Genomic DNA, 24,285 nt, shown 5'->3' with positions numbered 1-24,285 from the left:
TGCGCTGAAATACGGCAGCAGCGATCTAGCGCTTGTCGAGCCCGCTGATCCGTTCCAGCAGGCGCGGACGCCGGACGGGCGGCGGCGTCGCCCCGACCGCGTCCTTTACCGGCTCTCCCGCCGGTAGCGGCGGCGGCCGATCGACATCCGGCGCTCCCTTGGCGTCGCTGGAAGCATCGTTATCGTTGCCGTTGAGTGCCCGCAAATAAGGCTGCGCGCGCGGCTCACGCGCCGTGTCCGCTCCGTTGCCGTTGCTTGAAGCGACGGCTTCATGATCCGCGGACCGAACGGGACGCGGCGCGGCGATCCGTTCCGCCAGCGGCTTGCGCGGCGTGGCATTCGCCACATCGGCGTCCTTTTCGGCGGAGGGACGGGTCCCCATACGGCGCAACTCGTCATGAAAGTGCTGCGCCTGTCGCGACAGACGTTCCTGATCGGCCGCGATCTCGGCGCGAAGGGCCGCAATCGTCTGCCGCTGTTCGCCGACTGCGACTTGCAGCGCGCTGAGATCCGCCTTCTGCGCGATGCCCGGCGTACCGGCCGCATTTTCCTCGAACGCCTTGACGGCCGCCTTCAGCTTCGCGAGTTCCGTCGACTTGGCATCGCTCGCGGCTTGCAGGTCTGCGAGACGATCCTCCAGCGCCATGCGTTGCGCATCTTCGTTTCCGACGTTCGCCTTCGCAGCAGCCAGATCGGATTCGGCTTTCGCGAGCGCCAGCGTCAGCTTCTTGAACTCGGCATTGCGATCGCGCTCGCCGGCTGCCGCCTTCGCCTTGCCATCCGGCGACTGCAATCGCGCAATCAGAGCGGCTTGCTCACGATTTTGCGCGCGCAGGGATTCAAGCTCCGACTTGAGCGCCACGCTGCCGTCGGCTCGGTCATCGGAGCGGCTGGTCCGGAAACGCGACGCGCGCGTGTCGAGCGTCGTGCGCAGCTTGACGAGCTCTTTTTCGCGTTGCGCATTGATCTGCGCCGCTTCCTCGAGCGCCGTCGCCTGCTTGGCGCTGGTCGCGAGCAACTCACGGATTTCGCGGTCGCGCGTTGCGAGCAGCTTGCGCGTTTCAGTCAGCCGCAGTTCAACCTTCGGCAACCGGTCGAGGATCGCCTGCTCAAGGACGCGCCGCGCATTCTCATGCTCGTCCGCGCTCATCTTGTGATCTGCGATCGTTTCCGTCAGCTCTTGGATCTTGGCATCCCGCCGATTGATTTCGACGCTTTGCCGGGCGGTCGAAAAACTCGCCTCCTCGACCTTCGTTTCGAGCCGGTGCACTTCCATCGCGAAGTCCGCCCGCATCCGATCCTTGTCGGCGCGGATTTCCTCCTCGGTGAGCGGTAGCGTGCGTTTCAGCGCTTCGGTCGTGAACCGTTCGATACGGCGGCGATAGGCCGGCAAAAGGACAACGACAAGCAGGGCCGCGATAAGGAATCCCAGCGTCACGAGCATCGCGGCGTAAAGCGTGATCAAGCAACACGTCCTGAACTGGTCGGCAGCGCGGCCCCCGCCGCGCGCGGAATTCCCATAGATCGAGAGAAACCCGCTTTTGCGGGTTTCTGCAACATCGAACACGCGTTTATGGACACAGCCATCAGAACGGGTTCCACGTTGGGTTTCGAGTATACTTCAAATAGCCGACGTTGGCACCGAGCCGCAGTCCGACGCCCGCCCGAATCGGCGCCAGTGTGACATGCCCTGACTTCTGCAGTTGCACACTCACACCACCGATCAGATACGCCGCGCCCTCGACGCCGCCGAACCGGTCGAAAATGTCTGACGGGTCACGAAGGTTGTACACAAGCGTCATGACCTTGGAGCCGTCGGCGCCGAAATCGTATCCGACCGAAGGTCCCTGCCAGTAGACTTTGAAGTCGCCCGCGTCCTTGGTGTAGAGCGTGCCCTCGCCGTATGCCAAACCGGCAACGAACGCACCCCCGGCGTCCTGGCCGAGGATATAGCCGTTCGGCCTACCGGCTTTCTGGAACGTCCATTCGATTGCGGACGCCAGCCCACCGCTGATTTTGCCGAAGAAATGATTGCCCGCGCGAACGATCTCGTCTTCCGAATAGGTACCGCGAACGGGACCGCGATCCGCCGGAGGACCGGAGTTGTAATAGTCTTCGCGGCTCGCGCTTTCTTGCGGCGGACGATAGGGCTCGCCATACCCCTGTGAATCGCCGGAGTCGCGTTCGCCATTGTACGCGCCATACCCGCCGCTTCTGGGAGCCTGCTGATCCGAGCCGCCATAACCGCGGTTCGCTGGTGCGGGCTGATAATAGCTGTCGCCACCTGCACCTGCCGGAGCCTGGTAGGAGTCGCCCGCTGGCGGCGGCGCCTGGCGATAGGTGTCGTAACCGCCCTGCCCCGAATAGCTTTCCGACGGCGGCCGATAGGCATCGTCGACGGCGCCGGCAGTCGATGCCGTCAAGGCCACACAGATAATAAGCGGCAAGCTCGCAAGCGCCGCAGCCGTGCGGGCCGGCGTTCTGAATGTTTTGGAGATCGTCTGGAAGACGCGGCTCATCATTAGGACCCCAGCTTTGTCGAACGCGCCTTGCACACCCTTCGAGAGGTTGACGGATTCCGCGCGCGACTACCCCCTCAGCGAAATCCGTAAGCAGATTCGCGGGATTCTGTTGCTAAAGTATGGCCGATTCGCGTTGCCTATGCGCCACGCGCATTTGGGCTGGCCTCGTCGCCGCTGCGCCACAGCGGCTGGCGGCCCCACGCAACGAAATGCGGATTGCGAAACCCTCGCGCAAAATGTCCGTAGGTCAACGGCTTGCCGTCGAGCGTCGTGACCGAGCCGCCCGCTGCTTCGAGGATCGCCTGCCCCGCCGCGGTATCCCATTCGCACGTCTCGCCGAAGCGCGCATAGAGATCGCCTTCGCCCGCCGCAATCAGGCAGAACTTCATCGCCGAGCCGAGCGGTCGCGCCTCGTGGACATTGAGTTCCGCGAGCAGGTGCGCGCTGGCCCCGCCCGTGGACCGGCTATTGAATGCGACGAGCGCATTGCGATCCGGAGCACGCGTCTCGAGCTTTTTCCAGTTGAGCGCGGAGAATGCTTCGTCGCCCGCAAGAGAAAGCCGCGCTTCGTACGCGCTGCCATCCGACCGCGTGACGAACAAACGTTCGGACGGCGGCAGGAAGATCAGCCCGAACGCTGCCCGCCCGTCTTCCACGTATGCGACGTTGATCGAAAACTCCGGCTTGCCGCGAATGAAAAGACGCGTACCGTCCAGCGCATCGATGAGAAAGAACCGCCGCGCGTAGCCATGCGTCGCCCCGGCCGCGATATCTTCTTCGGCAACCAGCTGAACACCCGGCGCTATCCTGGATAATGCCGTCAGCAGCACGGCCTCGGCCTCGCGATCCGCAACCGTCACCGGCGACCGGTCCGCCTTTTGCTCGATCGCGACGCCTTTCTGAAAATGCGCCATCTCCACGCGCCCTGCGTCACGCACCGCCGGCAGCAGCGCCGCGATCAACGCGTCAGGGTTGGTGAAATCGATCTCCGGATTCGCCTGCAATGAAACACCAATGGAATTCTGCCCGCGCCGCATGCGCGCCAGATGCGCCTTCGTACGAATTGAGACCGTGGCGCGTAAGACTCATGCCTTCAATGAAAACCGGGTCTCAGAGAAGCCGCCGGTCACAGGGCTTGGCAACGGCGATGCGGCGCATGTATCAGAGCATACAACAATTTCGCAAGCGGCCGGATTGGCTCGCGTCGCGCTGTCGCGCTTGAGCGGTCTCACGCTTCGACGCCGGGCTTGCATCAAAAAGGGTCGATAATGAGCCAACGTGCACCTGTGCCGCCGACCGATCTCGAACTCGCAGCGCTGATCTCGAGCCGGATCTGTCACGACATCATCAATCCCGTCGGCGCCATTTTCAACGGCTTGGAAATCCTCGACGAAGACGATGATGCGCAAGCCAAAAGCTACGCCCTGAACGTCATCCGTAACGTCACGGAACAGGCGTCGGCGCGGCTTGAATTCGCCCGCTTCGCGTTCGGAGCCGCCGGCTCCGCGGGCGCCATGATCGACCTCACGACGGCCGAGAAAATCTCCCGTGGCTTCGTCAAGATCACCCAGGGCAAGCACAAGCTGATCTGGCGCGGCGCTCCGGGCTTTGTCGCCAAGGACAAGGTCAAGCTGCTGCTCAATCTCATTGCATCCTCGGTCACGGCGCTGCCGCGCGGTGGCGAGATCGACGTTGCGATCGCGGGCTCATTCGAACAGCCGAGCTTTCTAATCCGATGCAAGGGCACCAGCGCGCGCCCGCCGCAATATCTGACGGACTTCGTCGCCGGCAATCCGCTGGCGCTCGATGCCATGTCGATCCAGGCCTATTATACGTGGCGCATCGCGCCGACGGCCGGCATGCGACTCGAGATCCTGAAGGACGGCGCCGACATTCTTCTCGTAGCCAAGCCCGAGTGATATCGCCGGACGCGCAGCGAAACGTGCCGCTGCCCCGAAGGCGCCTCAGAGCTTAACGAGACCTTAAGTGTTTGCGTAACAATCTATGTGCGGCTGCGCGAGACATCCATCACATGCTGCACTGCTTCATCGTCGATGACTCCGACATTATCCGGAAGTTCACCAGGCTCATTTTTGAGAACCTCGGTTTCCGCGTCAGCGAAGCTGACGGCCCCGTCGCGGCGTTCGAGCGCCTGCGTACGGAATCGCCGGATTACATTCTTGTCGATTGGCGCCTACCCGACACCAACAGCATCGAGTTCATCGCCAAGCTGCGCACGCTGCCTCTCGATCAGCGGCCGTACATCATCTACCTCGTGACGGAAAACGAACCGCATGAGATCAAGCGCGCCCTCGCGGCCGGCGCCGACAGCTTCCTTCTGAAGCCGTTCAATCGCGAGATCATCGAGATGAAGCTCGCCGAGATTCGCGTAACGGCCTGAGACGCGCCGCGCCTTCCGCACGCAAAGCTCTCCAACCGCAAACGCAATCCCCACAACGAAAAATGGTGCTCGAGGACATCCTCAAGCACCATCTGAATATCTACGCAGCTTGTCGGCGTCTTACTGTGCGCCGTCCTGCGGTGCTTCCGGCGTCGGATAACCTTCGCCGTTGTCGAGCTTCACCGGCGGACCATCGCTCGCCTCAGGCGCTGCTTTTTCAGTGTTGTGATGTGCCGGCTTTTTCGCCGCTTCATTCAGAGAGCCCGTCTCGACCGGCTTGGCCGAGTGGCTTGCGTGCTCAGGCTTCGCGGCAGCTTCAACAGGAGCGGCCTCAGTCTCGGACGATGCAGCCTCCGGCGTCGCTGCGGCTGCATTCGCTGAAGCCGCGGACGGCGCACTCGTGTGCTGAGCATGCTCAACCGGTTTCTTGGGATCGGCGATCGTCTTCGCGGTCTTTTTCTTTTCCGCGCCGGACTCCGGCTTATTGGCGACGCCCTTTTTCTTCGCCGCCGCAGACTCGCTGTCGTTGGCCGCTGCCTTCTGCGGCGCGGCATCAGCTGCATCATCAGCAGCCGCGGTTTCGTCCGACTTGGGCAGCTGCGATCCGCCCCAGCACACCGTAGCCTCGGCCGTGCACGTATGCTCGTCGAAGACGATGAAGTTCAGGAACAGCTCACACGAAACGCTTTTCTTGCCGGTGCGATAGTCCTTGATGCCCAGCTCCGACATCTTCGACGCGATCGTTTTGTCGAGCAGCGCCTTCGCGTCTTTCGTCGGGCCGTCCTTACCGTAGTCGTTGACGGTGAACCCGTACCGCTTGCACGCAGCCGTTGCCGGCAGCGACACCGCGGCGATGAAAGCGGCCGCTGTTGCACCCGCTGCAACGAGGTTGAAGATAGCGCGCATACTGAAATGCCCCCGTGATACCCACCCGATCCTGCCTGCCTTTATATTGACGGGACCGTGGCAGGACGAGGGCGACTTTTGCAACCTATGGAGTTCTCGACACTTTGTTGCACCTCGCCCACAGCTTTCCACGGCTCGCGATCGAGCAGAAGCAGTGAGCGGAAGTCGCCGGCGGGCTTAGTGCATGTAGGGCGATTGACCGCCGTTAAGACCGATGCCGGAATCGAAAAAGAATCCCGAGTCGAACGGACCGGCAGGCGTCTGGCGGTAAAGGCGCGGATCGCGATAGCCCGAACCGCCGGCCTTGCCGCGCGCGTCGGTGTTGATCGAGTCGCCGTAGCCGTACGAGTAGCCTCCGCGTTTACGCCGAATTGTATATCCGTCGTCCTGACTCGAGTTCTGATAGCCCTTTTTCTGCGCATTCGCTGGCGCCGCGACGCACACGAGCATTCCAACGAACAGCAAGGCTGAAACGAACTTGAACGTCATCGAAGAGACCTCTCTTTGGCGCCGCGGTTGCGTCCCCCACGACGCGCTCAGAATACCGGAATTGTCTTTGAACTCCCTCAAGAAATGGTTGCCGCCGCCAATTCCGGCAAGGCTGTATCTTATCCACCACGCCTCTGCCGGAAACACGACCGCTTCGCTGTCGAGTTGTACGGATTGTCACAGGATGTGTGATATGATTCCCACTGTTGGGGACTATTCATTGGTGGTGACTCAAATGCGAAATATCGCGGAGTCGCTGTCGCATCGTGGAGACGTCATATAATGGACATCGCGACCCTACTCATCCAATTGATCAGCGGAGCAGTTGGCGGCAACGTCGCCGGCGGTCTTCTTAAGAATCTGAGCCTTGGCACGCTCGGCAACTCGATTGCCGGCATCGTCGGCGGAGGCATCGGCGGCCAAGTTCTCGAGCACGTATTTAATACGGCGGTCGCGGGCGGATCCTTGGACCCGATGGCCATCCTCACCCAGGTTCTTGGTGGTGGTGTCGGCGGCGGCGTCCTCCTGGCCATCATCGGCGCGATCCGCAACGCAATGGCAAAAACCTGATCGAATTTCTTCCGATACGATTGAAGCCCGCTGGATCATTTCCAGCGGGCTTTTCTTATGTCGTTCGCAGAAACGCGTCGCGTCAGCCGCAAGCCTTCTGACGCGATACGCAATGCGGCAAGCCGACGGACGACGTATCGCAACGCGTGCGGACTGCTCCGTGTGCTTTCCATCCGTGTGCGCTGATCGAGTTCTTCAAAGCAGCATTCGACATGAACTTGGCAAGATCGAGCGTCACCATCGTCGCCTGACCACCGGCCAGCACGCACTTCGCCGACGCTTCCGTCGAAGCGACAGCGAGGCCAGCCGCAGCGATCATCCCCATTCGCACAAACGTCTTCATCTCAGTCTCCCCTGTTTCGCAATTCGCGACCGACGGCGCCGCGGTTCAGGCGAGCAGTCGCCAAGACCGAGCGTTCGTTTCCGGCGCGAACGAACTCCTCCGACAAGGCAAGACCTGAGCCTTGCCTTCGAGCGACATTAGCGCTGGAATTTAAACGCAGGTGTTGCGCAGCAGGCTGAACACACAGCTTTCCGACGACTGCGGCGCGACGGCCACGGCCGTCATGCATCGCCGATCGCGCAATTGGCGCTTTGTGAAGAGACGGCGCTCAACACGTTCGCACGCGCCTTTGCGCAACATCAACGCAGATATGCGGCGCAGCATGGTATGCGGTGGCACGTGGCCACCGCGCAGACTGGTTCAACCGGCCTTTTGCAGGTCGACAGCCTTAGGTCCCTTGCCACGTTTATCGGGTTCGGTCTCGAAAGAGATCCGCATACCTTCATTCAACTCACCAATGCCCGATCTCTCGACGGCGGTGACATGAACGAACACGTCATTGCCCCCGGTATCGGGTTTGATAAATCCATAACCTTTTTGGGAATTGTAGAACTTAACGGTACCTGTTTGGCGCATGCGGCGGTCTCCTGGCGCAATCCGGCACTCGCTTTCAGACTCTTCCCTATGAGCCCTAAGCGATCACCGGGACGGACCTCGGAGCACAAAACCCAATCGCGCTCCCCGGCTCGTGCAGACGCGACCGGAGTGTGAACGCGGGAGAGGGCTGGCACGCCGATGCCCGCCTTAGCGTGCGTCAATTTATCTCGTGTTTGGTTGTTTTGTGCAAGGCGAAATGCTGCGGAGCAACGCAGATTGCGACTATTGCACGACGCCTTTCAGCACGAAACCGCACCCTTCGCCTTCCGCCATGCAGTCCCGGAGCGCCGGTAAAACGGTCTCTAGCTCGCCTCGGAGCAGATACGGCGGATTAATGACCAGCACGCCCGTCGCCGTCAGCCCGAGCCCCGGAAAAGGCGCGCACACCGCCAGCCGGACGTCCAGAAACTCAAGACCTGGGCGCGACGTCGCTTCCGCCACGAAGCGATCGGCGGCCTCGACGTCCTTGAGCGGATACCAGATCACGTACACGCCATCCTGAAACCGGCTCATCGCCTCGCGCACGCCAACCGCGAGATCGGCGAACTCGCTTTTTGCTTCGAACGGCGGATCGATCAGAACGACCGCGCGGCGTTCCTTGGGCGGCAGCAGCGATTTCACCGCGTGCCATGCATCGATGTTGAGAAAGGTCGTGTTGCGCGGCCGGCCGAGTTCGCGCTTCAAACGCTCGAACTCGGACGCGTTGAGTTCGTTGGCGACGAGAACGTCTTCGGGTCGCATGATCCGGCGAGCGATCAATGAGCTGCCCGGATAAACTTCGAGGTCACCGCTCGCGTTATCGGCGCGCACCGCGTCGAGATACGGCTGCAGGAGTTCAGCGACGGGTGGCGCAAACTCGGCATTGAAGACGCGGCCGATCCCGTCCTGCCATTCGCCCGTCTTACCAGCTTCCACGCCTGCGAGATCGTAGCGCCCGGCGCCCGCATGCGTATCGATGACGCGAAACGGACGCGGCTTCTGCTTCATGTACGTCAGCACGCGCGCGAGCACGACGTGCTTCAGCACATCGGCGAAATTCCCAGCGTGATAGCCGTGGCGATAATTCATTGTCGGCGACCGGAAAGCTGCTCGGAAAACATCGCAATAGGCGGCGCGGTTAGGCCTTTTGCTCCCACCGCCCGCTTGACGATTGCTGCCAATACGCGACGGCGCAGCCTGCCGCCTTCGCGGCTGTCCATTGGCCACGCGCCGATGTCAACGCTTCCGGATCGTGTCCGTCGAAAACATACACGAACCGTTCGGCACCTTCGAATTTGTCGGCTTCAGCCCCGTCGACGAAAAAGCGAACGCCCGCGCCGTTGGGATTTTCGTGGCCGAGCGTCAGATAGACAGGCTGCAAATTCGCATGCCCGATGCGCGCCGTTCCATGCGCCAGGAAGCTCTCGTCGTCGTACGTCCAGAGCGCGAGGTCGAGCGCATCGAGACGTTCTTCGCTTCCCGCCTGCACGACCGCACGCCATCCGCGCGCCAACGTCTTTTCGAGAAGACTTGGCAGCACGCGTTCAAGCGTTTGATGTTCGAGATGATAAAAATAGACGTCCATCAGCGATCGCCCGGCTGAGAGACGCACAGCTCTTTGAACTCTTGAAGTCCGTCGCGCATCACCTATCTAGCTCTATCCGGAGCGGCGCTTGGTTCTTGGAGCTGACGCCCGTGCGGGCGGTGAGTGCTGTGGCCTTCTTGCATTTCGCCACTGTGCTCCCGCCCGCTGCGATTTCATCCCGCCTATCTTTTCTTGCGATACTTGGCAGGCACTTCGCCAGCATCAACCAGAGCCGTCACGCACGTGCGCGTCAGGCCTTTCCTGTTGCTCTCGAAGCAGCGCCGAAGCTCCGTGCTGTTGGGAGCGTACTGCGCGCAGAAGTTCTGGTAATCGCCCGCGCAGGCGTTTCGCACCTTGGCCGAATACGCCATGGCAGGCGCCGTGAGGAAAAAGGCAGCGCACGCCGCGACGGCAGCGGCCAAAACGGTTTCAGATTTTTTCATTCGTGGCCCCTGAGGTTCCTTAGGCTATCGAGACGGAAATTTACCCCGCCGCAATGCCGGATGCCAGATCTCTGGCCGAGGCGGATGCGGGCGCAGCAATGCGAAACTTGATCCAGCTTTACGTTATTTTTTGGCGTAGGGATTTTCGCCCTTCCTCAAGCTGAAACGGATCGGCACGCCCGGAAGGTCAAAGGCTTCCCGCAGCGAGTTCGTGAGGTACTTGATATACGATTTTGGTAAAGCGTCGGCGCGTTGGCAAAAAGCAACGAACGTCGGCGGGCGCGTAGACGGCTGCGTGACATAACGAATTTTGATGCGCCGTCCGGCGGCTGCAGGCGGCGCATGCCGGCTCAGCGCCTCTTCGAGCCAGCGATTGAGCTGCGGAGTTGGAACACGGCGGTTCCACGTCGCGTGCGTCTTGATGATCGCCGACATCAGTTGATCGAGCCCGCTTTCCGAGCGTGCCGAAATCGCGACGACGGAAACATTCGGAACTTGCGCGAGACTCTCCGCAACGGTCTTTTTCAGTTCACGGAGCGCCTTCTGCTTTTCCGGAATGAGATCCCATTTGTTGATGGCAACGACGAGCGCGCGCCCCTCTTCCGTGACGCGATGGCCGATCGTGAGATCCTGATGCTCGAACGGACGTTCCGCATCGATCAGCAGCACGACGACTTCCGCGAAACGTATGGATCGAACCGCGTCGCTTGCCGCGAGCTTTTCCGCCGTCTCGGTGATCTTCGCCTTGCGCCTCAAGCCCGCCGTATCGAACAGCAGGATCGATTGCCCTTTGTAGCTGAGTTCGCTCGCGACGCTGTCGCGCGTCAGTCCAGGCTCTGGCCCCGTGATCATCCGGTCTTCACCGAGCAGCGCATTGACCAGCGTCGACTTGCCCGCATTCGGACGGCCGACGATGGCAACGCGGATCGGCCGTGCCGGTGCAGGCGGCCGCGTCTTGGCGTCACCCGCCGCGGCGGGATCGTCGTCGTCGCGGCCCTTCTTGCCCGTTTTCGGAATTTTCAAACCCAGCGCCGCGAAGATGTCGGTTGCGAGGTCGCCGATGCCCTCGCCGTGCTCGGCCGAAATCGCGATCGGAGCCCCGAGCCCAAGCGAAAAGGCGTCGAGAACGCCATCGGTCCCCTTGCGGCCCTCGGCCTTATTCGCGACCAGGACGACCGGCTTCCCCGACTGCCGGGCGATCCGCGCAAAGGATGTATCGGCCCCAGTAACGCCCGCGCGCGCGTCGATCACGAACAGCACGAGGTCGGCGGCTTCGATCGCCTGTTCCGTCTGCTTGCGCATGCGATCGGCAATCGAACCCTGGCGCGCTTCTTCGAGCCCCGCCGTGTCGATCAGACGAAGGTTGACCCCGAATAAGTCGGTCACGCCATCGCGCCGGTCGCGCGTCAGACCTGGCAGATCGGAGACAAGCGCCGCCCGCGTTCCGGTCAGGCGGTTGAACAGCGTCGATTTACCGACATTGGGGCGGCCGACAATGGCGACCACAGGGAGATGAGCTTCAAACGTCAAGGAATGGCCGTCGTGTGATTAACCAAAATGCGGGATGCGTTCGCACGCATCCGGCGGCGACCGTCCGCAGGTCTCTAGCGCAATTCCTAGTTGAGAGCGATCAGTTTCGCCGCGTCGGTTAGCACGAACATGCGGTTCTGGGCCACGATGGGCGGAATATAGGACGCTTCCCCGATGCTGACCTGGCTTTCGACCTTGCCCGCGGCACCGTCGACGCTCACGACCTGACCTGCGCTCGAGACCAGCCACAGCTTGTTGCCGGCAAGGACCGGCCCAGCCCAGGACTTGGCGTCCGGCAGCTTCACCGTCCATTTCGTCTTGCCTGTCGAACGCGCCAGCGCCAGCAAGCGCCCGGAGGTGTCGACGACGAAGACCGTATCGCCGGCAACGCAAGGCGGCTGCGAGCTCGGGATCGTTGCCGACCAGAGGCGATCGCCGTTCTTGGCCTGAGCCGCGATCATGCGGCCCGCATGGCCGACTGCGAAAACGACACCATTGTCGATCGCCGGACGCGCCGCATCGCTCATCGAGGCGATCTGCGACGTCTGACGGGTGCGCGAAAGGTTTTCCGTCCACACCGCCGAGCCGTCCGACGTCTTGTAGGCGATGATGTCGCCCGACGGATACGGCACGACGACGATATCGCCGTCGACCGCCGGACTGGTCGAGTTCATCAGACTGGCCGTTTGCGGCAAGCCACGCGCCGTCCAGACTTCAGCGCCGTCGATGCCGCTCAGGCAATAGAAGCGCCCGTCGATCGTAATGACATAGAGACGATCGCCGACAGCCGTCGGAGCGGCGCGCACGGGAACGTCGAGGTTCTTGGTCCAGATCGTCTTTCCGGATTGCGGATCGACGGCGGCAACGGTGCCGTAGCCGTTGGCGACATAGAGACGGCCGTTTTCGGCAGCGAGCCCGCCACCGTATCCGCCAAGTCCGACCGTTCCTTCCGGCTTGGTCGAAACAGAAAAAACCTTGCTGCCGGTGAGCGAGAACGCCGACAGATTGGCGGCCGCGTCGAGCGCGTAGATGCGTCCGTCATAAACGATGGGACTGACCGTCACGCGCCCGGTCTTGGATGATCCTTCGCCGACGCTTGCACTCCATGCCTGGCGCACAGCACCCGCGAGCGCGAGGTTGCCGGTGACATTGTTCGGCTCGCCGCCCGGCTGCGACCACGCATCGTTCGATCGCATCGGCGGGATGACGATCGGCTTGTCGGCATCGGCCAGGTTGTCGGAAAGGCTCTCGGTCGTCTCGATGACAGGAACGCGCCGCCCGGGAAGGGCCTGCTGCTTGGTCTTGAACGGATTGAGCTCGGACATTTTCGGCAGGCTCGGACCACCGCCCGCGCATCCGCCGAGCAAAGTCCCTGCGACCACAGCCGCAAGAAGCGGCAATACGCGACCGCGCTTGTCGTTCCCCCCCTTGCTCAAGCCCTGCTCTCCTCTCCCGTCACGCCGCCGTCACTTCTTTGTTTCAGCAGCCGCCGCATCGGCTTTCGGACTTGCGTCCGCATCAGCCGGTTTCCCCGCATCAGCCGTGCCGCCCGTCGAAGCCTTCGCCGCACCAGCGTCCGACGCCTTCGTGCTGCCGCCGACCTCGGCCGCTGCAATGCCCGACATCAATATCTTCACGCGCTCTTGCAGCGCTTCCGAAACATTGGGATCGATCAGCAGCGGTTCCAGATACTTGCGCGCCTCGTCGAATTTCCCGGCTTTGTAGGCGGCAACGCCGAGCAACTCGCGGGCGCTCTTGCTGAACGGCGCATCGTCGCCTGCGATTGGTGTCAAACGATTCTGGATCTCAGCATAGTCCGCATCCGGCATCCGAAGCGATGCGGCTTGCAGTTGTGCAAAGCTTTTCAACAGATTATCGGCACCTGACTCCTTCGCGAGCGCTTCATACGTCGCGATCGCGTCGGCAGTCTTGCCGTCTTTGAGCAAAGCAGCAGCGAGTTGCAGCCGCGCGAGCGAACCGTATCCGGCCGGTCCCTCTTCCGCGATCTTCTTGAAAGCTGCCTCTGCCTCTTCTTTTTTCTTGTTGTCGCTGAGCGTTTCGGCGGCGGAATAGTCCGCGCCAGCGGCTTGTTCAGCGACGATGCGGCGACTCTCGAAGAATTTGTAGCCCGCAACAGCCAGCACCAGAAACGCCGCCGCGGCGACTATCAGTCCGCTATAGCGCTGCCAGAGCTTCGCCATCTGCTCGCGGCGAATCTCCTGCTCGACTTCGCGAAGCAGACTGTCTTGTTGATCGGCCATCGTATGTCCCTAAGCTCCGGCAATTCCTGGTCGTCTGTGATGCGGGAGGCCCAGCGGCCAATCCCACGATGGGGGCATAGATAGCGAAGCAGCCGCCCGGAGCAACCCCCGCACCCCATTCATCCGGGGACGTTGGCAGCAAAATCCGATACGGCCACCGAGCTAAGTGCTCGGAGTCTTCGGCTTTTTCGTGGCCCGTTGTTGAGCCGGGTCAGCAGGCCCACCTTCGCCCTTGACCGAATAGGTGTGCTCTGGCGCCGGGAACGTCCGCGCCCGGACTTCGGCGGCATAAGCACCGATCGCGCTGTCGATCGCCCCGCCTATCGCCCCGAATAGCTTCACGAATTTCGGAACGTTCGGCGACAGCCCGAGCATATCCTCCATGACCAGAATCTGCCCGTCGCACCCGGGCGACGCACCGATCCCGATCGTCGGAATGGGAATGGCCTGGGTGATCCGCTCGGCGAGGGGCGCGGCCATGGCTTCCAGCACCACCGCGAATGCGCCGGCTTCGGCCACCAGCCGGGCATCTTCCTCGATCGCCGCCCATTGATCGACCCTCTGCCCCTGCGTTTTGAATCCGCCGAGCACGTTGACCGATTGCGGCGTCAGCCCGATGTGAGCCATCACCGGGATGCCGCGATCGACGAGGTAGCGGACCGTCTCCGCCATGCGCCGCCCGCCTTCGAGCTTGACCGCGCCGCAGTCCGTTTCCTTCATCACCCGAGCCGCGTTGCGGAACGCGACGGGCGGGCTTTCCTCGTACGTGCCGAAAGGCATGTCGATCACGACGAGCGAACGCTTCGAACCTCTGACCACCGCGCGACCGTGCATGATCATCAGATCGAGCGGCACCGGCACGGTCGATTCATAGCCGTGCATCACCATGCCGAGGCTGTCGCCGACCAGCAGGAAATCGCAATGATTGTCGGCAATTGCGGCCGTGTGCGCGTGGTAGGACGTCAACGCCACGATGGGATCGCCGCCTTTTCGGGCGGTGATGTCGGGCGCCATCATCCGGCGATGCTTGAAGTGGATCGACATTGGCCTCCGATCGTCGCGGCGATCGATGGACGCCGAGCGAGCAGTTCATACTAGCGCAAACGCCTGACCGAATGAAGTTTTCGGAATGCGAGCCCCGTGGTCGGAGCCGACGCGCAGCGAAGTCCAGCAAAATCGCGAATTAACCACAGGCTATGCACAGCCAGCGGCGTTTGCGCGGCAAAACGTGGAGTTCATGCAACAGATTAGAGCCTACCTGCGCACGTTGCTGCGACATTCGTTGCCGCTCTCGATCGCGGTCTTATAACGAACTCATGGGTGCTGACGGCGGACGTTTTCTTTTGTCTCGCGTCAGTGACGGGTTTGGTTCGGCGTCAGGTGGGGTTGCGTGCGTCGCTTGAGCAAACAGTTGTGTCGGGGAAAGTGCCACGCCGTAGCGGCGATCGGCATCGCTCTGGCCATTGTCGCCGCTCCCGTCGCAATCGCCAAACCGAGAACGCCGAAAGCCCAGGAAACGGCCGCCGCGCCGCGCTCGAATTCCCCGCTGATCATCGTCGCCTCGCTCCGAAACCAGCGGCTGCGCGTATTCGACGTTGACGGTGAGATCACATCGTCGCGCATATCGAGCGGCAGACCGGGATTTGCGACTCCGACTGGCGTCTTCTCCATTCTCGAGAAGAAGGTTCAACACCGCAGCAACATCTATGCCGGCGCCGAGATGCCGTACATGGAGCGGCTGACGTGGTCCGGAATTGCGCTGCACGCCGGCGTCGTTCCGGGATATCGCGCCTCGCACGGCTGCGTTCGCCTGCCTCACAGTTTCGCGCGCACGCTTTACAGCATGACGAAACTCGGCGGCCGCGTCGTGATCACCGCAACGGATGCTGAACCTGTCGCTTTCAGCAGTCCGAAACTCTTCAAGCCGCTGCCGCTCGACGACAAGACGGCGATGAAACTCGGATCGTCCGGCCATCCGCGCGTCGCCGTCAATGACAAGCCCGACGACACGACGACCGATGCGCTGCCCGATTTTCCGCTTCTGATTGGAATCTCGCCGGCGCTCGCACGCGCCGTCGCCGACATGCCTCGCGATCCGCAGCGCCGCCCGGCGACGCGCGTCGAAGTCGATCAGTTGATGCAGGAACGCATAACGCGTCTGCAGGCCACGTTGAAATCGGCGGACGCTGCACAAACGGCAGCGCTCGCCAAAATCGATGAGTCCGCCAAGGAATTCGCGCAAGCTGAGCGGCAACTGCAAGATGCGCAGCGCTCCGGCGAGCCGCTGAGAGCCGCCGTCAAGAACGCCGAATTGCGCCAGCAGGACGCCATTCGCGCATTCTCGGCATTCATGTCCTCCGGTACGGGATCGTCTCTAACGCCCGATGCAATGCTGGATCGCGAAGCCGATCTCGAGAATGCCGTGCTTCAGGCAACGCGCGATGCCGACGACGCGCGCACGAACGCTGCAAAAACCGAATGGAGTTTTGCTGAGGTTCAGGCTCGCTACTCCGCGGCCAAGGCCGCGCGCGACAACGTCTCGATCGCACTCCGCAACGCTCAGACCGATCTTATCTCCGCCAAGCGCGAACTGGCGGATGCGAACAATGACGTGCGCCTGCGCTCGAAATCGATTTCGGTGTTCGTCAGCCTGCGCGCGCAACGCCTCTATGTGCGCCAGGGCACCGAGCCGGTCCTCGAGGCGCCGATCTCCGTCGCGCCCCTTCCCGGCCCCGTCGGCACGCATGTCTTCACCGCAATGCGCTATGGCGAAGACCCCAATACGTTCGACTGGCGATTGGTCAGCGCTCAGGTTCCGGCGGCCGGAAAGACGTTCCTCGACGACGTGCGCAAGAGACGGGGCGATGCCGCGGCTCCGGCAGGCAATCTGAGCGTGCGCATGGCGACCGCCGCCCTGTCCGCTTTCGCAATTCCCGACGACATCATGTCGATGATCTCCGAGCGGGCACGCCCAGGCGCCTCGTTGATCGTGTCCGACCGCGAGCTGCCGGACCATGAAAACGGCAGCGGCACGGAATTCGTCGTTCTGACGAAGTGACAAAACGGCCTCATCGGCTCGGGTTTTCCCAGTTTAACCGACGGCTGTCTCACCTCAGTTCGTTGACAGTGGACCGCGCAGGCATATACCCGCCCGCGACACTCGAACGTGGATGGGGCTTGGTGGATCGGCGCACAACCAGAACATTGACCACGTGGACGGCGATTGCCTGTTCAGTCGTGCTGTCGGCACTGTTGCTCTACAAAATGACCAACCGCGTCGAACCGTGGACGTTCGTCGTCGATGTCCCGCAAGCGCCGGTACGTGGCGATCAGCAAATCCACGCCGCAACCATCACACCGCCCGACGAAAAGGATTTCGTCCACGGCCCATCGCTGATCCAAACGCCGGCAGGCCTGCTCGCATTCTGGTATCGCGCCGTCTACGAAGGCGCCGCCAATGCCGAAATCGTCTCCTCCCGTTTCGACGGCACGCACTGGTCGCCGACTGCCGTCGTCAAGGATAGCAGCGCCGTTACGCGTGACATCGGCCTGACGGTCAAGTCGCTCGCCAATCCCGTCGCGTTCCGCCGCTCCGCCAACGAGATCTGGCTGTTCTTCGCCGCTTCGCGCCTCAGCGGCTGGGCAACGTGCGAGATCATTCTGGTTCGCAGCACCGACAACGGCCAGACATGGGAACGGGCACAGCGGCTCTACGCGTCGCCGTTCCTCAACATGTCGCATCTGACGAAGTCACTGCCGATCCGCCTTTCCGGCGACCGCATCGCGCTGCCCGCCTATCACGAGATGAACCGCAAATATCCGATCATGCTTGTGCTCGACGGCAACGGACGCGTCGTCGACAAGGTGCGCATGGGCAATGGCGGAACCGTCGGTTATCAGCCCGCCATCGTGCCTACGAGTCCGACGACCGCCATCGCCTTCGTGCGCCGGCTGAACAGCTTCCGGCCGCAAAGCATCCTGATCACGCGCACCACCGATGCCGGACGCACGTGGACGCCGGTCGCACCGATCGATCTTCCAAATCCCGGCGGCCCCATCGCCGCGATACGCTATGATGAGACGCGCATTCTGCTCGCGTTCAACGACGATCCGAAAGACGAGTCCAACGTCAAGCTCGCGTTCTCAAATCTCGACGGAACCAGTTTTCGCAGGATCGGCACGCTGGTGCAGGTCAACGATCAGGTCAAAGGCGACGCCACCGCGTATCCGTTCCTGCTCGAGTCCGAGCCCGGTCAGTTCGATGTCGTCTTCTCGCGTCCTCCGCCACAACACGTGATCGATCATGTGCGCGTTTCCAGCGCTTGGATCGAACAGAACCTCGAACGATCGGCCGAACAGAAATGATGTCCGCTGTCGACTACCTTCTCGATCGATCGAGCGCCGTGTTGCTGGTTTTCGCAGCGGCTGCCGCGTTGAGCCACCTCGTGCGCCTCAGTCCGGCAAAGCGAATTGCAATCGGCCTTATCGCCATCGCGGCGGCCGTGCTGATCCCGATCTCGACACGCTCAGCCTTCGACTGGATCGTGTCCGCCCTTGAGCGGCCATCGGCGCCGGGCCTGTTGCTTCTCGCACTTTTCGCGATCAGCGCCGTGACAGGGCAGCGCTTCGACCGCGGCAGCGAATTTCGCTTCGGCACCGCGATGCTCGTTCTTGCGGGCGTATTGCTTTACCCCGGCGCGGTTGGCTTCCTGAATTACGACCCGTATGCACTAGGCTACAGCGGCTACGTGCTGCCGCTCGCGCTCGTCTTGATCCTCGCCTACGCCCTTTTCCGCCGCTACTTCTTCATTGCCGCTACGCTGAACGTCGGCATCATCGGATTTCTGCTTGAAGCCGGCCGCAGTCTCAACCTGTGGGACTACGTCATCGATCCGCTAGCGTGGCTGCTTGCGATCGGCGCCTGGATCACGATCGCCATAGCGGCCGTGATCCGCAAGCCGAAACCCGCAGGTTCCGTTGTTGCCTGATCGTAGCGCTCAACCGAGCTGCGGAATTGGCGCCACGCCGATCAGCCACTGATGCCCGCCGTAGAGCAACGCCGCATAGAGCGCGACGCCGACGACAACGACGATGACGTCATTGATCGCGCTGGATGGCGTCGCGTTGCCGAGCGGCCCCTGCGCACCGCGCTTCTTTACCGAGATGCGGTCATAGACGGCGAACGCGAGGAAGGACCCGAACAGCAGCAGCGCGCCGAGATCCCCGTTCGCGATCAGATGCGCGAACGCCCACGTCTTGATCGCAATCAGCATCGGATGCCGAACCGCGGTCCGGATGCGCGATGGGATCACCGACGCAACGAGCAGGATCATCGCCGGCAGCATCAACGCGACAGCGATGTGCCGCGTCCAGGTCGGCGGGTCCCAAAGGATCGGATTCTTTCCGGGATGAAGCTGCAGCTTGTGGTAGCCAAGCACGATGACGACTAACCCGACGAGCGACAGCAGCGAGAAGATGGCCTTGTAGGGCATCTCGCCGATCCGCTCCTTGAGGCCGTCGCGCAGCTCGGGCGACGTAGGCACCAGGTGCACGCCAAGAAACAGAATGAGACCGACGACGAGAACCATCATGACAGGCGTATCCTTTAGGTTGGCCGGGCGGTAAGCCCCGCATAATTGGGGGCGTCAAAGGCGGTTCTCAAGGCAAATAGCCTTTATTGAGATCGTGTGCGTGCCGATTGACCACAGTGCCATGCGCATTTCTGTGGATCGCCGTCCAGGCGAGATGGGTGCCGCCTTCCTCCGATGAATTGGAGCGAAGCTCAACGGTGACCTGCTCGCGCGCCTTGCCCTCGATCGGCGCGGCCAGCGGAAAATACAGTTGCTCCCAATGCGTGCGCGGTGCCGCGGGCGCCGTCGAAAGCGAAATGCCCGGCGCCAGCTCTGCCGTCCACCAGACCGCAAAACCGTAGACCGTCGCCGGCGACGTGAGACGCCACTCGGCCTGCCCTTTTCGTTTCGCACGCGTCTCCCGCGTGAGATCGACAGAATCCCACAGGACGGCGCTCGCCCCGCCATCGAGAAGCTCCGAAGGCTTCAGCAGACGGACATAAGCATTGTTCAGCGTCATCGCCTGCGCGGGCGCAAGATCGAGACCGTGGCCGACGCGCTGCCACGCGCGAAGCTCCTGGTCGATCCGTGGCGCAATCACGGGCGCAACATACTGCGCGATGCGCGAGGGAATGATCGTCCCGCCGGGCTTTAGAAATCTCTGCCGCGCATCGGCCAGCGTCGCGATGATGTTTTCTTCAAGCGCGTAGTTTCCGAGCGTTTCCGACACGATGACGTCAACCGCGAGCTTGTCGTCGAACTCTGTCGAGTGGCATGGAATGAGATGGCAGCGCTTGGCCTTGTTCGCCTTGAGAACCTGCGCCGCGACGCCCGCAACCTCCGCAGTCTCGAACAGGAAAACGTCTTTCGCACCGAGCTTCGACGCCATCAGTCCGAGCAGCCCAGTCCCGGCGCCGATGTCGGCGACGACCGTCTTGCCGGGCTCGATGACTGACTTCAGCGCCCGGAAAAACGCTTCGTTCCGGGCCGTGTCTGCGATCAGCGTGCGGTGATATTCGATGCGCATGGCGTCAAAGCTTCAGCTGCGGTCCGCGGATCTGATAAAGCATCAGCCCCGTTGCAACTGCGAGATTGAGCGAGTCGAGCTTTCCGGCCATCGGAATTTTGACGAGCTTCGTGCACGAAGCCGCCGCCTCGCTGGAGAGACCCGGACCTTCCCCGCCCATCACGATCAGTTGCGGTTCGCGGTAGAGCGACCGGAAATCCTCTCGCGCCGTGAGATGCGTGCCGATGACATCGCCAGCCCACGCCCGCTGCAGCGAAATAAATGCCGACCGCTCCATCTTCACGATCGGCACGGCGAAGATCGAACCCATCGTGGCGCGGACGGCATCCAGCGAATAAGGATCGCATGTCGTCCCGACGAGAATGACGCCCGCGCAGCCGGTCGCGTCTGCCGTCCTGACGATGGTGCCGAGATTGCCGGGGTCGCGAATTTCTTCCAGCGCCACCCACGTTTCCCCGGCATTGACCTTCGGCGCCGGGGGAGGCTCTGCGAACCGTTGCCGGAACACGCCGAGCACCGTTTGCGGATTGTCTTTCGATGCGAGCTTGCCGAGCACGGCTTCGGAAACTTCGAGAACCTCCGCGCCGGCGTTCAGCGCGTGCGTGACGAGCCCCCGCGTAATACCGCTTTCCGCCGTGCCGGACTGATAGACTAGCGTTTCCGGCACGAAGCCGTTGTCGCGCGCCGTGATCAGCAGCGACGCGCCTTCGGCAACGAACAGCCCGGTTTCCTTGCGCACCTTGCGCATCTCGAGCGCGCGGATGGCTTTCACACGATCGTTCGTCAGGCTGGTGATGATCTTCGGCGCGTTCATGACTGACCGTTCCAGCGGACGAACAGCGACGTCGGGACAAGCGGCCCGCTCTGCGAGCGAATGGCGAGTTCGCCGGTATCAAACGCGCCGCCTTTGCCGTTAAGCGCGTCGCGCAGCAACTGATCGAAGGCCAGCGCCGAGGCGCGGATCGCGTAGACCGTCAGCACCATCGCGGCGTCCTTCGGAGCCAGCAGCTTCGCAACGTCGCCAAGCAGGTCGGGCAGGTTCTTGAACAGATCCCAGACTTCGCCTTCAGGCCCGCGCCCAAACTTCGGCGGATCGACGAGGATGACGTGATAAGTCTTGCCGCGGCGAACATCGCGCGCGACGAACTTCGCGGCATCGTCGAGCAGCCAGCGGACTTTGGCCTGATCGAGCTTCGATGCGGACTGGTTTTCCTTGCCCCACTGGATGGCTTTCTTCGACGCATCGACGTGCGTCACCTCAGCGCCCGCCTTCGCGGCGATCAGGGAGGCGGCTCCCGTGTACCCGAATAGATTAAGAACGCGCGGCGTCTCGCCTTTGACGGCCGCGATTCGCTCCAGCATCCATTGCCAATGCGGATATTGCTCCGGAAACAGTCCGAGATGCCAGAGCCCCGCGAGCTTGCAGAGCATTGTGACCCCATCGATTTTGACAGGCCACGCGTCGGGCACCGGCTTGTCCACGCGCCACTTGCCTTTTTCATCGTCCTCGCCGGACGCCGAAAAAACCGCATGCGCCTTCGACCATTCCGATTTCGGGAGCTTTGCCCGCCAAAGCGCCTGCGGCTCGGGCCGGTCGACGATGATCGACCCGAAGCGCTCCAGCTTGCGCCCCGCGCCGCAATCGAGAAGCGCATAATCGCGAAACCCGTCGGATGAGATGAGTTGCAGACGGTCGGGCGGAGGCATCGGCGGCGGGAGATCCAGAAATGTTCGAGTCCTCGCGGCTTTAGCACGATTGCCGCCGCTTGACAGGCCAGAGCCTCCGGCATGGACCGAATGCCCCCGTAACCGATGCGCAACACCTTGAAAAAAAGACAAATCACGCCAACATGCGTCCCCAAACACCGGCTACTAGCCAGCTAAAGTGCGCGTCATTGCAGGTGGGGGAAACTCATGCGCATTCATCGTCTTATCGCAGGCGCGGCATTCGCAGCGGCGATGACGTTCGCCGGCGCGTCCTATGCGTTCGAGATGACGTCGGTCGGCGGCACAAATTCTGATGGCTCGGCGAATTTCAAGGCGCCCGACGAACAAGACATCGACAAGGCGGTTGGCGGCTTCCAGTTCGGCGTTTCGGCGAACGACGGCCGCAGCGCCAGCGCGGACACATCGGATGAAGGCCGCCCGCCGTGGGAACTGAAGCCGACCCCGCCGATGCGCGGCTTCTATTCTTCGCCCGGCGACCGGTCGATGTTCCGGTAATCACGCAGACGACGGTTAATGCCGATACCGGCCTGCGGCGACGCCCCGGCTTGTCATGGCCCCGACTTGTCATGGCATTGAAAGCGGCGCACTCGAACGCCGTCCGCAGGCATGCTAAAATGCCCGCGCGCATCATAAGGTTGTCCCATGCCCCTCCTCCGCCTCGATCTCTACAAAGGCCGCACCGACGCTGAGAAGAAGACGCTTCTCGATGCCGTGCATCGCGCCATGCTGGCAGCCTTCAAAGTGCCGGAGCGTGACCGCTATCAGGTGGTGCACGAGCACGACGCATCGACGCTGATCGCCGAGGACACCGGCCTCGACATTCCGCGGACCGACAAGTTTGTGCTGATCCAGGTCACGACGCGGCCACGCACGCGCGAGCAGAAAGAGCAGTTCTATCGCCTGATCGTGGAAGAGCTGCAGAAGAGCAGCGGCATCGCGCCGTCCGACGTGATGATGAACTTCGTGACGTGCAACGACGAGGATTGGTCGTTCGGCCTCGGCCGCGCACAATTCCTGACGGGCGAGCTCTAGGGCGCTTCCGGAAAAGCAGGAAACAAAACTCCTAAAGCCGCTCCGCACTTCGACGAAAAGCGGAAAGGCTTTAGGTTCAGCCGAAAGCTTGCGCTGCGCTCACTGCGCTAGTCGAGATCGTCGACGACGATCGCTTCGCCGCCACCCTTGAGCCGCTGCGACAGCGCCGCTTCGATAAAGGGATCGATATCGCCGTCCAGGACTTCAGACGGATTGGTCGATTGCGCGCCTGTGCGGAGATCCTTCACGAGCTGATACGGCTGCAGCACGTACGAACGGATCTGGTGACCCCAGCCGATATCCGTCTTCGCGGCCTGCTCGGCATTGGCCTTGGCCTCGCGCTTCTTCAATTCCATCTCGTACAGCCGCGCCTTGAGGCGTCTGAACGCGATGTCCTTGTTCTGATGCTGCGAGCGCTGCTCCTGCGCGAAAATCACGATGCCAGACGGTTTATGCACGAGCCGAACGGCCGATTCCGTTCGGTTGACGTGCTGGCCGCCGGCGCCCGACGAGCGCGCAAATGAAATATCGACATCAGCCGGGTTGATATCGACTTCGATCGTATCGTCGATCACCGGATAGACGGTAACGGAAGCGAAGCTCGTGTGCCGGCGCGCGTTGCTGTCGAACGGCGAGATGCGAACGAGCCGATGCACGCCCGCTTCCGTCTTCAGCCAGCCGAACGCATTATCTCCGTCGATCTCGAACGTCGCGGATTTGATGCCCGCTTCTTCACCCGGGCTTTCGTCGATCAGCTTCACCTTGTAGCCGCGACGTTCACCCCAGCGCGCGTACATGCGCGCCAGCATCGAAGCCCAATCCTGGCTCTCGGTACCGCCCGCGCCGGCGTGCACTTCGACATAAGTGCTCATCCCATCCGCTTCGCCCGACAGCATGGCTTCGACGGAGCGGCGATGCGCTTCGAGATCGACGCGCTTCAGCGCGGCCTCGCCCTCGCTGACGCTCGCTTCATCGCTCTCGGCTTCGCCAAGCTCGATCAGCGTCAGCGCGTCATCGTAGTCGCGCTGCAGACGCTTGAAATCTTCGACCGAGCGCTCGAGCGTCTGGCGCTGGCGCATGACTTTCTGCGCGTTCTTTGCATCCGACCAGAGATTGGGGTCTTCGGCCTTCGCGTTGAGCGAAGCTAGACGATCTTCGGCAGTCTCCCAGTCAAAGAGACCTCCTCAGGAGGGCAATCGCCTCCTTGATGTCGTCGGACAATTTTTGCGCTTCTGCGCGCATCGGGCGGCCTCCGGAAACCGGCGAGCAGCCGGCATGAAACAATCAAGATCGTGGGCGGAA

27 protein-coding genes are annotated in these 24,285 nt (G+C 62.2%); 8 read left to right on the top strand and 19 right to left on the bottom strand.

The genetic code is table 11. From position 1 onward, the window contains the following. Nucleotides 1-25: 25 nt before the first annotated feature. The 3 genes from HDEN_RS04285 to HDEN_RS04275 form a co-directional block, all read right to left on the bottom strand. Complete coding sequence (locus tag HDEN_RS04285; protein WP_013214903.1) at nucleotides 26-1,465, bottom strand: coiled-coil domain-containing protein; 1,440 nt, start codon at nucleotides 1,463-1,465, stop codon at nucleotides 26-28. 121 nt (nucleotides 1,466-1,586) lie between these two features. Then, nucleotides 1,587-2,519 carry a DUF1134 domain-containing protein gene (locus HDEN_RS04280; RefSeq protein ID WP_041921855.1) on the bottom strand — a complete coding sequence of 311 codons (933 nt, stop codon included), beginning with the start codon at nucleotides 2,517-2,519 and terminating at the stop codon, nucleotides 1,587-1,589. A 140-nt stretch (nucleotides 2,520-2,659) separates the two neighbouring features. After that, nucleotides 2,660-3,526 carry a 3'(2'),5'-bisphosphate nucleotidase CysQ family protein gene (locus tag HDEN_RS04275; RefSeq protein WP_245256724.1) on the bottom strand — a complete coding sequence of 289 codons (867 nt, stop codon included), beginning with the start codon at nucleotides 3,524-3,526 and terminating at the stop codon, nucleotides 2,660-2,662. A 264-nt stretch (nucleotides 3,527-3,790) separates the two neighbouring features. Here HDEN_RS04275 and HDEN_RS04265 point away from each other — a divergent pair, with 264 nt between their 5' ends. Both HDEN_RS04265 and HDEN_RS04260 read left to right on the top strand, forming a co-directional pair. After that, complete coding sequence (locus tag HDEN_RS04265; protein WP_013214900.1) at nucleotides 3,791-4,441, top strand: histidine phosphotransferase family protein; 651 nt, start codon at nucleotides 3,791-3,793, stop codon at nucleotides 4,439-4,441. 113 nt (nucleotides 4,442-4,554) lie between these two features. Further along, entirely contained in the window at nucleotides 4,555-4,923 is a 369-nt protein-coding gene (locus HDEN_RS04260; RefSeq protein ID WP_013214899.1) for a response regulator, read from the top strand. Nucleotides 4,924-5,043: 120 nt separating this feature from the next. Here HDEN_RS04260 and HDEN_RS04255 read toward each other — a convergent pair whose 3' ends face one another. Together HDEN_RS04255 and HDEN_RS04250 are read right to left on the bottom strand one after the other, a co-directional pair. Further along, nucleotides 5,044-5,829, bottom strand: a complete 786-nt coding sequence (locus HDEN_RS04255; protein WP_013214898.1) for a hypothetical protein — start codon at nucleotides 5,827-5,829, stop codon at nucleotides 5,044-5,046. Between the two features lie 177 nt (nucleotides 5,830-6,006). After that, the gene (locus HDEN_RS04250; protein ID WP_013214897.1) at nucleotides 6,007-6,318 is read right to left on the bottom strand and encodes a hypothetical protein; all 312 of its coding nucleotides are present in this window, start codon (nucleotides 6,316-6,318) and stop codon (nucleotides 6,007-6,009) included. 282 nt (nucleotides 6,319-6,600) lie between these two features. Here HDEN_RS04250 and HDEN_RS04245 point away from each other — a divergent pair, with 282 nt between their 5' ends. Beyond that, the gene (locus tag HDEN_RS04245) at nucleotides 6,601-6,888 is read left to right on the top strand and encodes a hypothetical protein (protein ID WP_013214896.1); all 288 of its coding nucleotides are present in this window, start codon (nucleotides 6,601-6,603) and stop codon (nucleotides 6,886-6,888) included. Between the two features lie 82 nt (nucleotides 6,889-6,970). On the opposite strand, the gene HDEN_RS04240 is transcribed toward HDEN_RS04245, so the two are convergent. From HDEN_RS04240 to panB, 9 genes are all read right to left on the bottom strand, one after another. Further along, nucleotides 6,971-7,231: a hypothetical protein gene (locus tag HDEN_RS04240; RefSeq protein WP_013214895.1), complete on the bottom strand. Its 261-nt coding sequence runs from the start codon at nucleotides 7,229-7,231 to the stop codon at nucleotides 6,971-6,973. A 360-nt stretch (nucleotides 7,232-7,591) separates the two neighbouring features. Continuing rightward, on the bottom strand, nucleotides 7,592-7,807 hold the full coding sequence (locus tag HDEN_RS04235) for a cold-shock protein (RefSeq protein ID WP_013214894.1): 216 nt from the start codon (nucleotides 7,805-7,807) through the stop codon (nucleotides 7,592-7,594). 243 nt (nucleotides 7,808-8,050) lie between these two features. Next, the gene (locus HDEN_RS04230; RefSeq protein WP_013214893.1) at nucleotides 8,051-8,896 is read right to left on the bottom strand and encodes a 23S rRNA (adenine(2030)-N(6))-methyltransferase RlmJ; all 846 of its coding nucleotides are present in this window, start codon (nucleotides 8,894-8,896) and stop codon (nucleotides 8,051-8,053) included. A 49-nt stretch (nucleotides 8,897-8,945) separates the two neighbouring features. Next, the gene (locus HDEN_RS04225; RefSeq protein WP_013214892.1) at nucleotides 8,946-9,392 is read right to left on the bottom strand and encodes a DNA polymerase III subunit chi; all 447 of its coding nucleotides are present in this window, start codon (nucleotides 9,390-9,392) and stop codon (nucleotides 8,946-8,948) included. 182 nt (nucleotides 9,393-9,574) lie between these two features. Further along, nucleotides 9,575-9,835: a hypothetical protein gene (locus tag HDEN_RS04220; RefSeq protein WP_013214891.1), complete on the bottom strand. Its 261-nt coding sequence runs from the start codon at nucleotides 9,833-9,835 to the stop codon at nucleotides 9,575-9,577. 123 nt (nucleotides 9,836-9,958) lie between these two features. Further along, the gene (gene der, locus HDEN_RS04215) at nucleotides 9,959-11,365 is read right to left on the bottom strand and encodes a ribosome biogenesis GTPase Der (RefSeq protein WP_081446223.1); all 1,407 of its coding nucleotides are present in this window, start codon (nucleotides 11,363-11,365) and stop codon (nucleotides 9,959-9,961) included. An 86-nt stretch (nucleotides 11,366-11,451) separates the two neighbouring features. Beyond that, entirely contained in the window at nucleotides 11,452-12,801 is a 1,350-nt protein-coding gene (locus HDEN_RS04210) for an outer membrane protein assembly factor BamB family protein (RefSeq protein ID WP_013214889.1), read from the bottom strand. Nucleotides 12,802-12,831: 30 nt separating this feature from the next. Further along, a complete protein-coding gene (locus HDEN_RS04205; RefSeq protein WP_013214888.1) occupies nucleotides 12,832-13,626 on the bottom strand; it encodes a tetratricopeptide repeat protein in 795 nt (264 codons plus the stop codon). Nucleotides 13,627-13,788: 162 nt separating this feature from the next. Then, nucleotides 13,789-14,670, bottom strand: coding sequence for a 3-methyl-2-oxobutanoate hydroxymethyltransferase (panB, locus tag HDEN_RS04200; protein WP_013214887.1), 882 nt, complete (start codon nucleotides 14,668-14,670; stop codon nucleotides 13,789-13,791). Nucleotides 14,671-15,016: 346 nt separating this feature from the next. Between panB and HDEN_RS04190 the strand changes: the two genes are divergently transcribed. The 3 genes from HDEN_RS04190 to HDEN_RS04180 all read left to right on the top strand — a co-directional run bounded on the left by HDEN_RS04190 (nucleotide 15,017) and on the right by HDEN_RS04180 (nucleotide 18,614). Next, complete coding sequence (locus HDEN_RS04190) at nucleotides 15,017-16,684, top strand: L,D-transpeptidase family protein (RefSeq protein ID WP_013214886.1); 1,668 nt, start codon at nucleotides 15,017-15,019, stop codon at nucleotides 16,682-16,684. Nucleotides 16,685-16,806: 122 nt separating this feature from the next. Continuing rightward, nucleotides 16,807-17,991 carry an exo-alpha-sialidase gene (locus tag HDEN_RS04185; protein WP_013214885.1) on the top strand — a complete coding sequence of 395 codons (1,185 nt, stop codon included), beginning with the start codon at nucleotides 16,807-16,809 and terminating at the stop codon, nucleotides 17,989-17,991. Continuing rightward, a complete protein-coding gene (locus tag HDEN_RS04180; protein ID WP_150103188.1) occupies nucleotides 17,991-18,614 on the top strand; it encodes a hypothetical protein in 624 nt (207 codons plus the stop codon). Before HDEN_RS04185 ends, HDEN_RS04180 begins: the two co-directional genes overlap by 1 nt. Nucleotides 18,615-18,623: 9 nt before the next feature. Here HDEN_RS04180 and HDEN_RS04175 read toward each other — a convergent pair whose 3' ends face one another. The 4 genes from HDEN_RS04175 to HDEN_RS04160 form a co-directional block, all read right to left on the bottom strand. Next, nucleotides 18,624-19,217 carry an NnrU family protein gene (locus HDEN_RS04175; RefSeq protein WP_013214883.1) on the bottom strand — a complete coding sequence of 198 codons (594 nt, stop codon included), beginning with the start codon at nucleotides 19,215-19,217 and terminating at the stop codon, nucleotides 18,624-18,626. A 67-nt stretch (nucleotides 19,218-19,284) separates the two neighbouring features. Continuing rightward, nucleotides 19,285-20,223 carry a 50S ribosomal protein L11 methyltransferase gene (locus HDEN_RS04170; protein WP_013214882.1) on the bottom strand — a complete coding sequence of 313 codons (939 nt, stop codon included), beginning with the start codon at nucleotides 20,221-20,223 and terminating at the stop codon, nucleotides 19,285-19,287. Between the two features lie 4 nt (nucleotides 20,224-20,227). Further along, a complete protein-coding gene (locus HDEN_RS04165) occupies nucleotides 20,228-21,037 on the bottom strand; it encodes a TrmH family RNA methyltransferase (RefSeq protein ID WP_013214881.1) in 810 nt (269 codons plus the stop codon). Continuing rightward, nucleotides 21,034-21,930: a class I SAM-dependent methyltransferase gene (locus HDEN_RS04160; RefSeq protein WP_013214880.1), complete on the bottom strand. Its 897-nt coding sequence runs from the start codon at nucleotides 21,928-21,930 to the stop codon at nucleotides 21,034-21,036. Before HDEN_RS04160 ends, HDEN_RS04165 begins: the two co-directional genes overlap by 4 nt. A gap of 207 nt (nucleotides 21,931-22,137) precedes the next feature. Between HDEN_RS04160 and HDEN_RS04155 the strand changes: the two genes are divergently transcribed. Both HDEN_RS04155 and HDEN_RS04150 read left to right on the top strand, forming a co-directional pair. Then, on the top strand, nucleotides 22,138-22,446 hold the full coding sequence (locus HDEN_RS04155) for a hypothetical protein (protein WP_013214879.1): 309 nt from the start codon (nucleotides 22,138-22,140) through the stop codon (nucleotides 22,444-22,446). Nucleotides 22,447-22,593: 147 nt separating this feature from the next. Continuing rightward, nucleotides 22,594-22,983 (top strand): tautomerase family protein, encoded by a 390-nt coding sequence (locus HDEN_RS04150; RefSeq protein ID WP_013214878.1) that lies wholly within the window; start codon nucleotides 22,594-22,596, stop codon nucleotides 22,981-22,983. A gap of 107 nt (nucleotides 22,984-23,090) precedes the next feature. Here the strand turns inward: HDEN_RS04150 and prfB are convergent. Further along, nucleotides 23,091-24,225 (bottom strand): peptide chain release factor 2 gene (prfB, locus tag HDEN_RS04145; protein ID WP_013214877.1). Its coding sequence is split into 2 segments (ribosomal slippage): nucleotides 23,091-24,155 and nucleotides 24,157-24,225, totalling 1,134 coding nucleotides; the frame shifts between segments, so codons are not numbered across the junction. Nucleotides 24,226-24,285: the final 60 nt, after the last annotated feature.

This window comes from Hyphomicrobium denitrificans ATCC 51888 (assembly GCF_000143145.1).
GTDB classification, from domain to species: Bacteria; Pseudomonadota; Alphaproteobacteria; order Rhizobiales; family Hyphomicrobiaceae; genus Hyphomicrobium_B; species Hyphomicrobium_B denitrificans.
The sequence above is the reverse complement of the archived record's forward strand: the minus strand, read 5'-3'. Positions and strand labels throughout refer to the sequence as shown.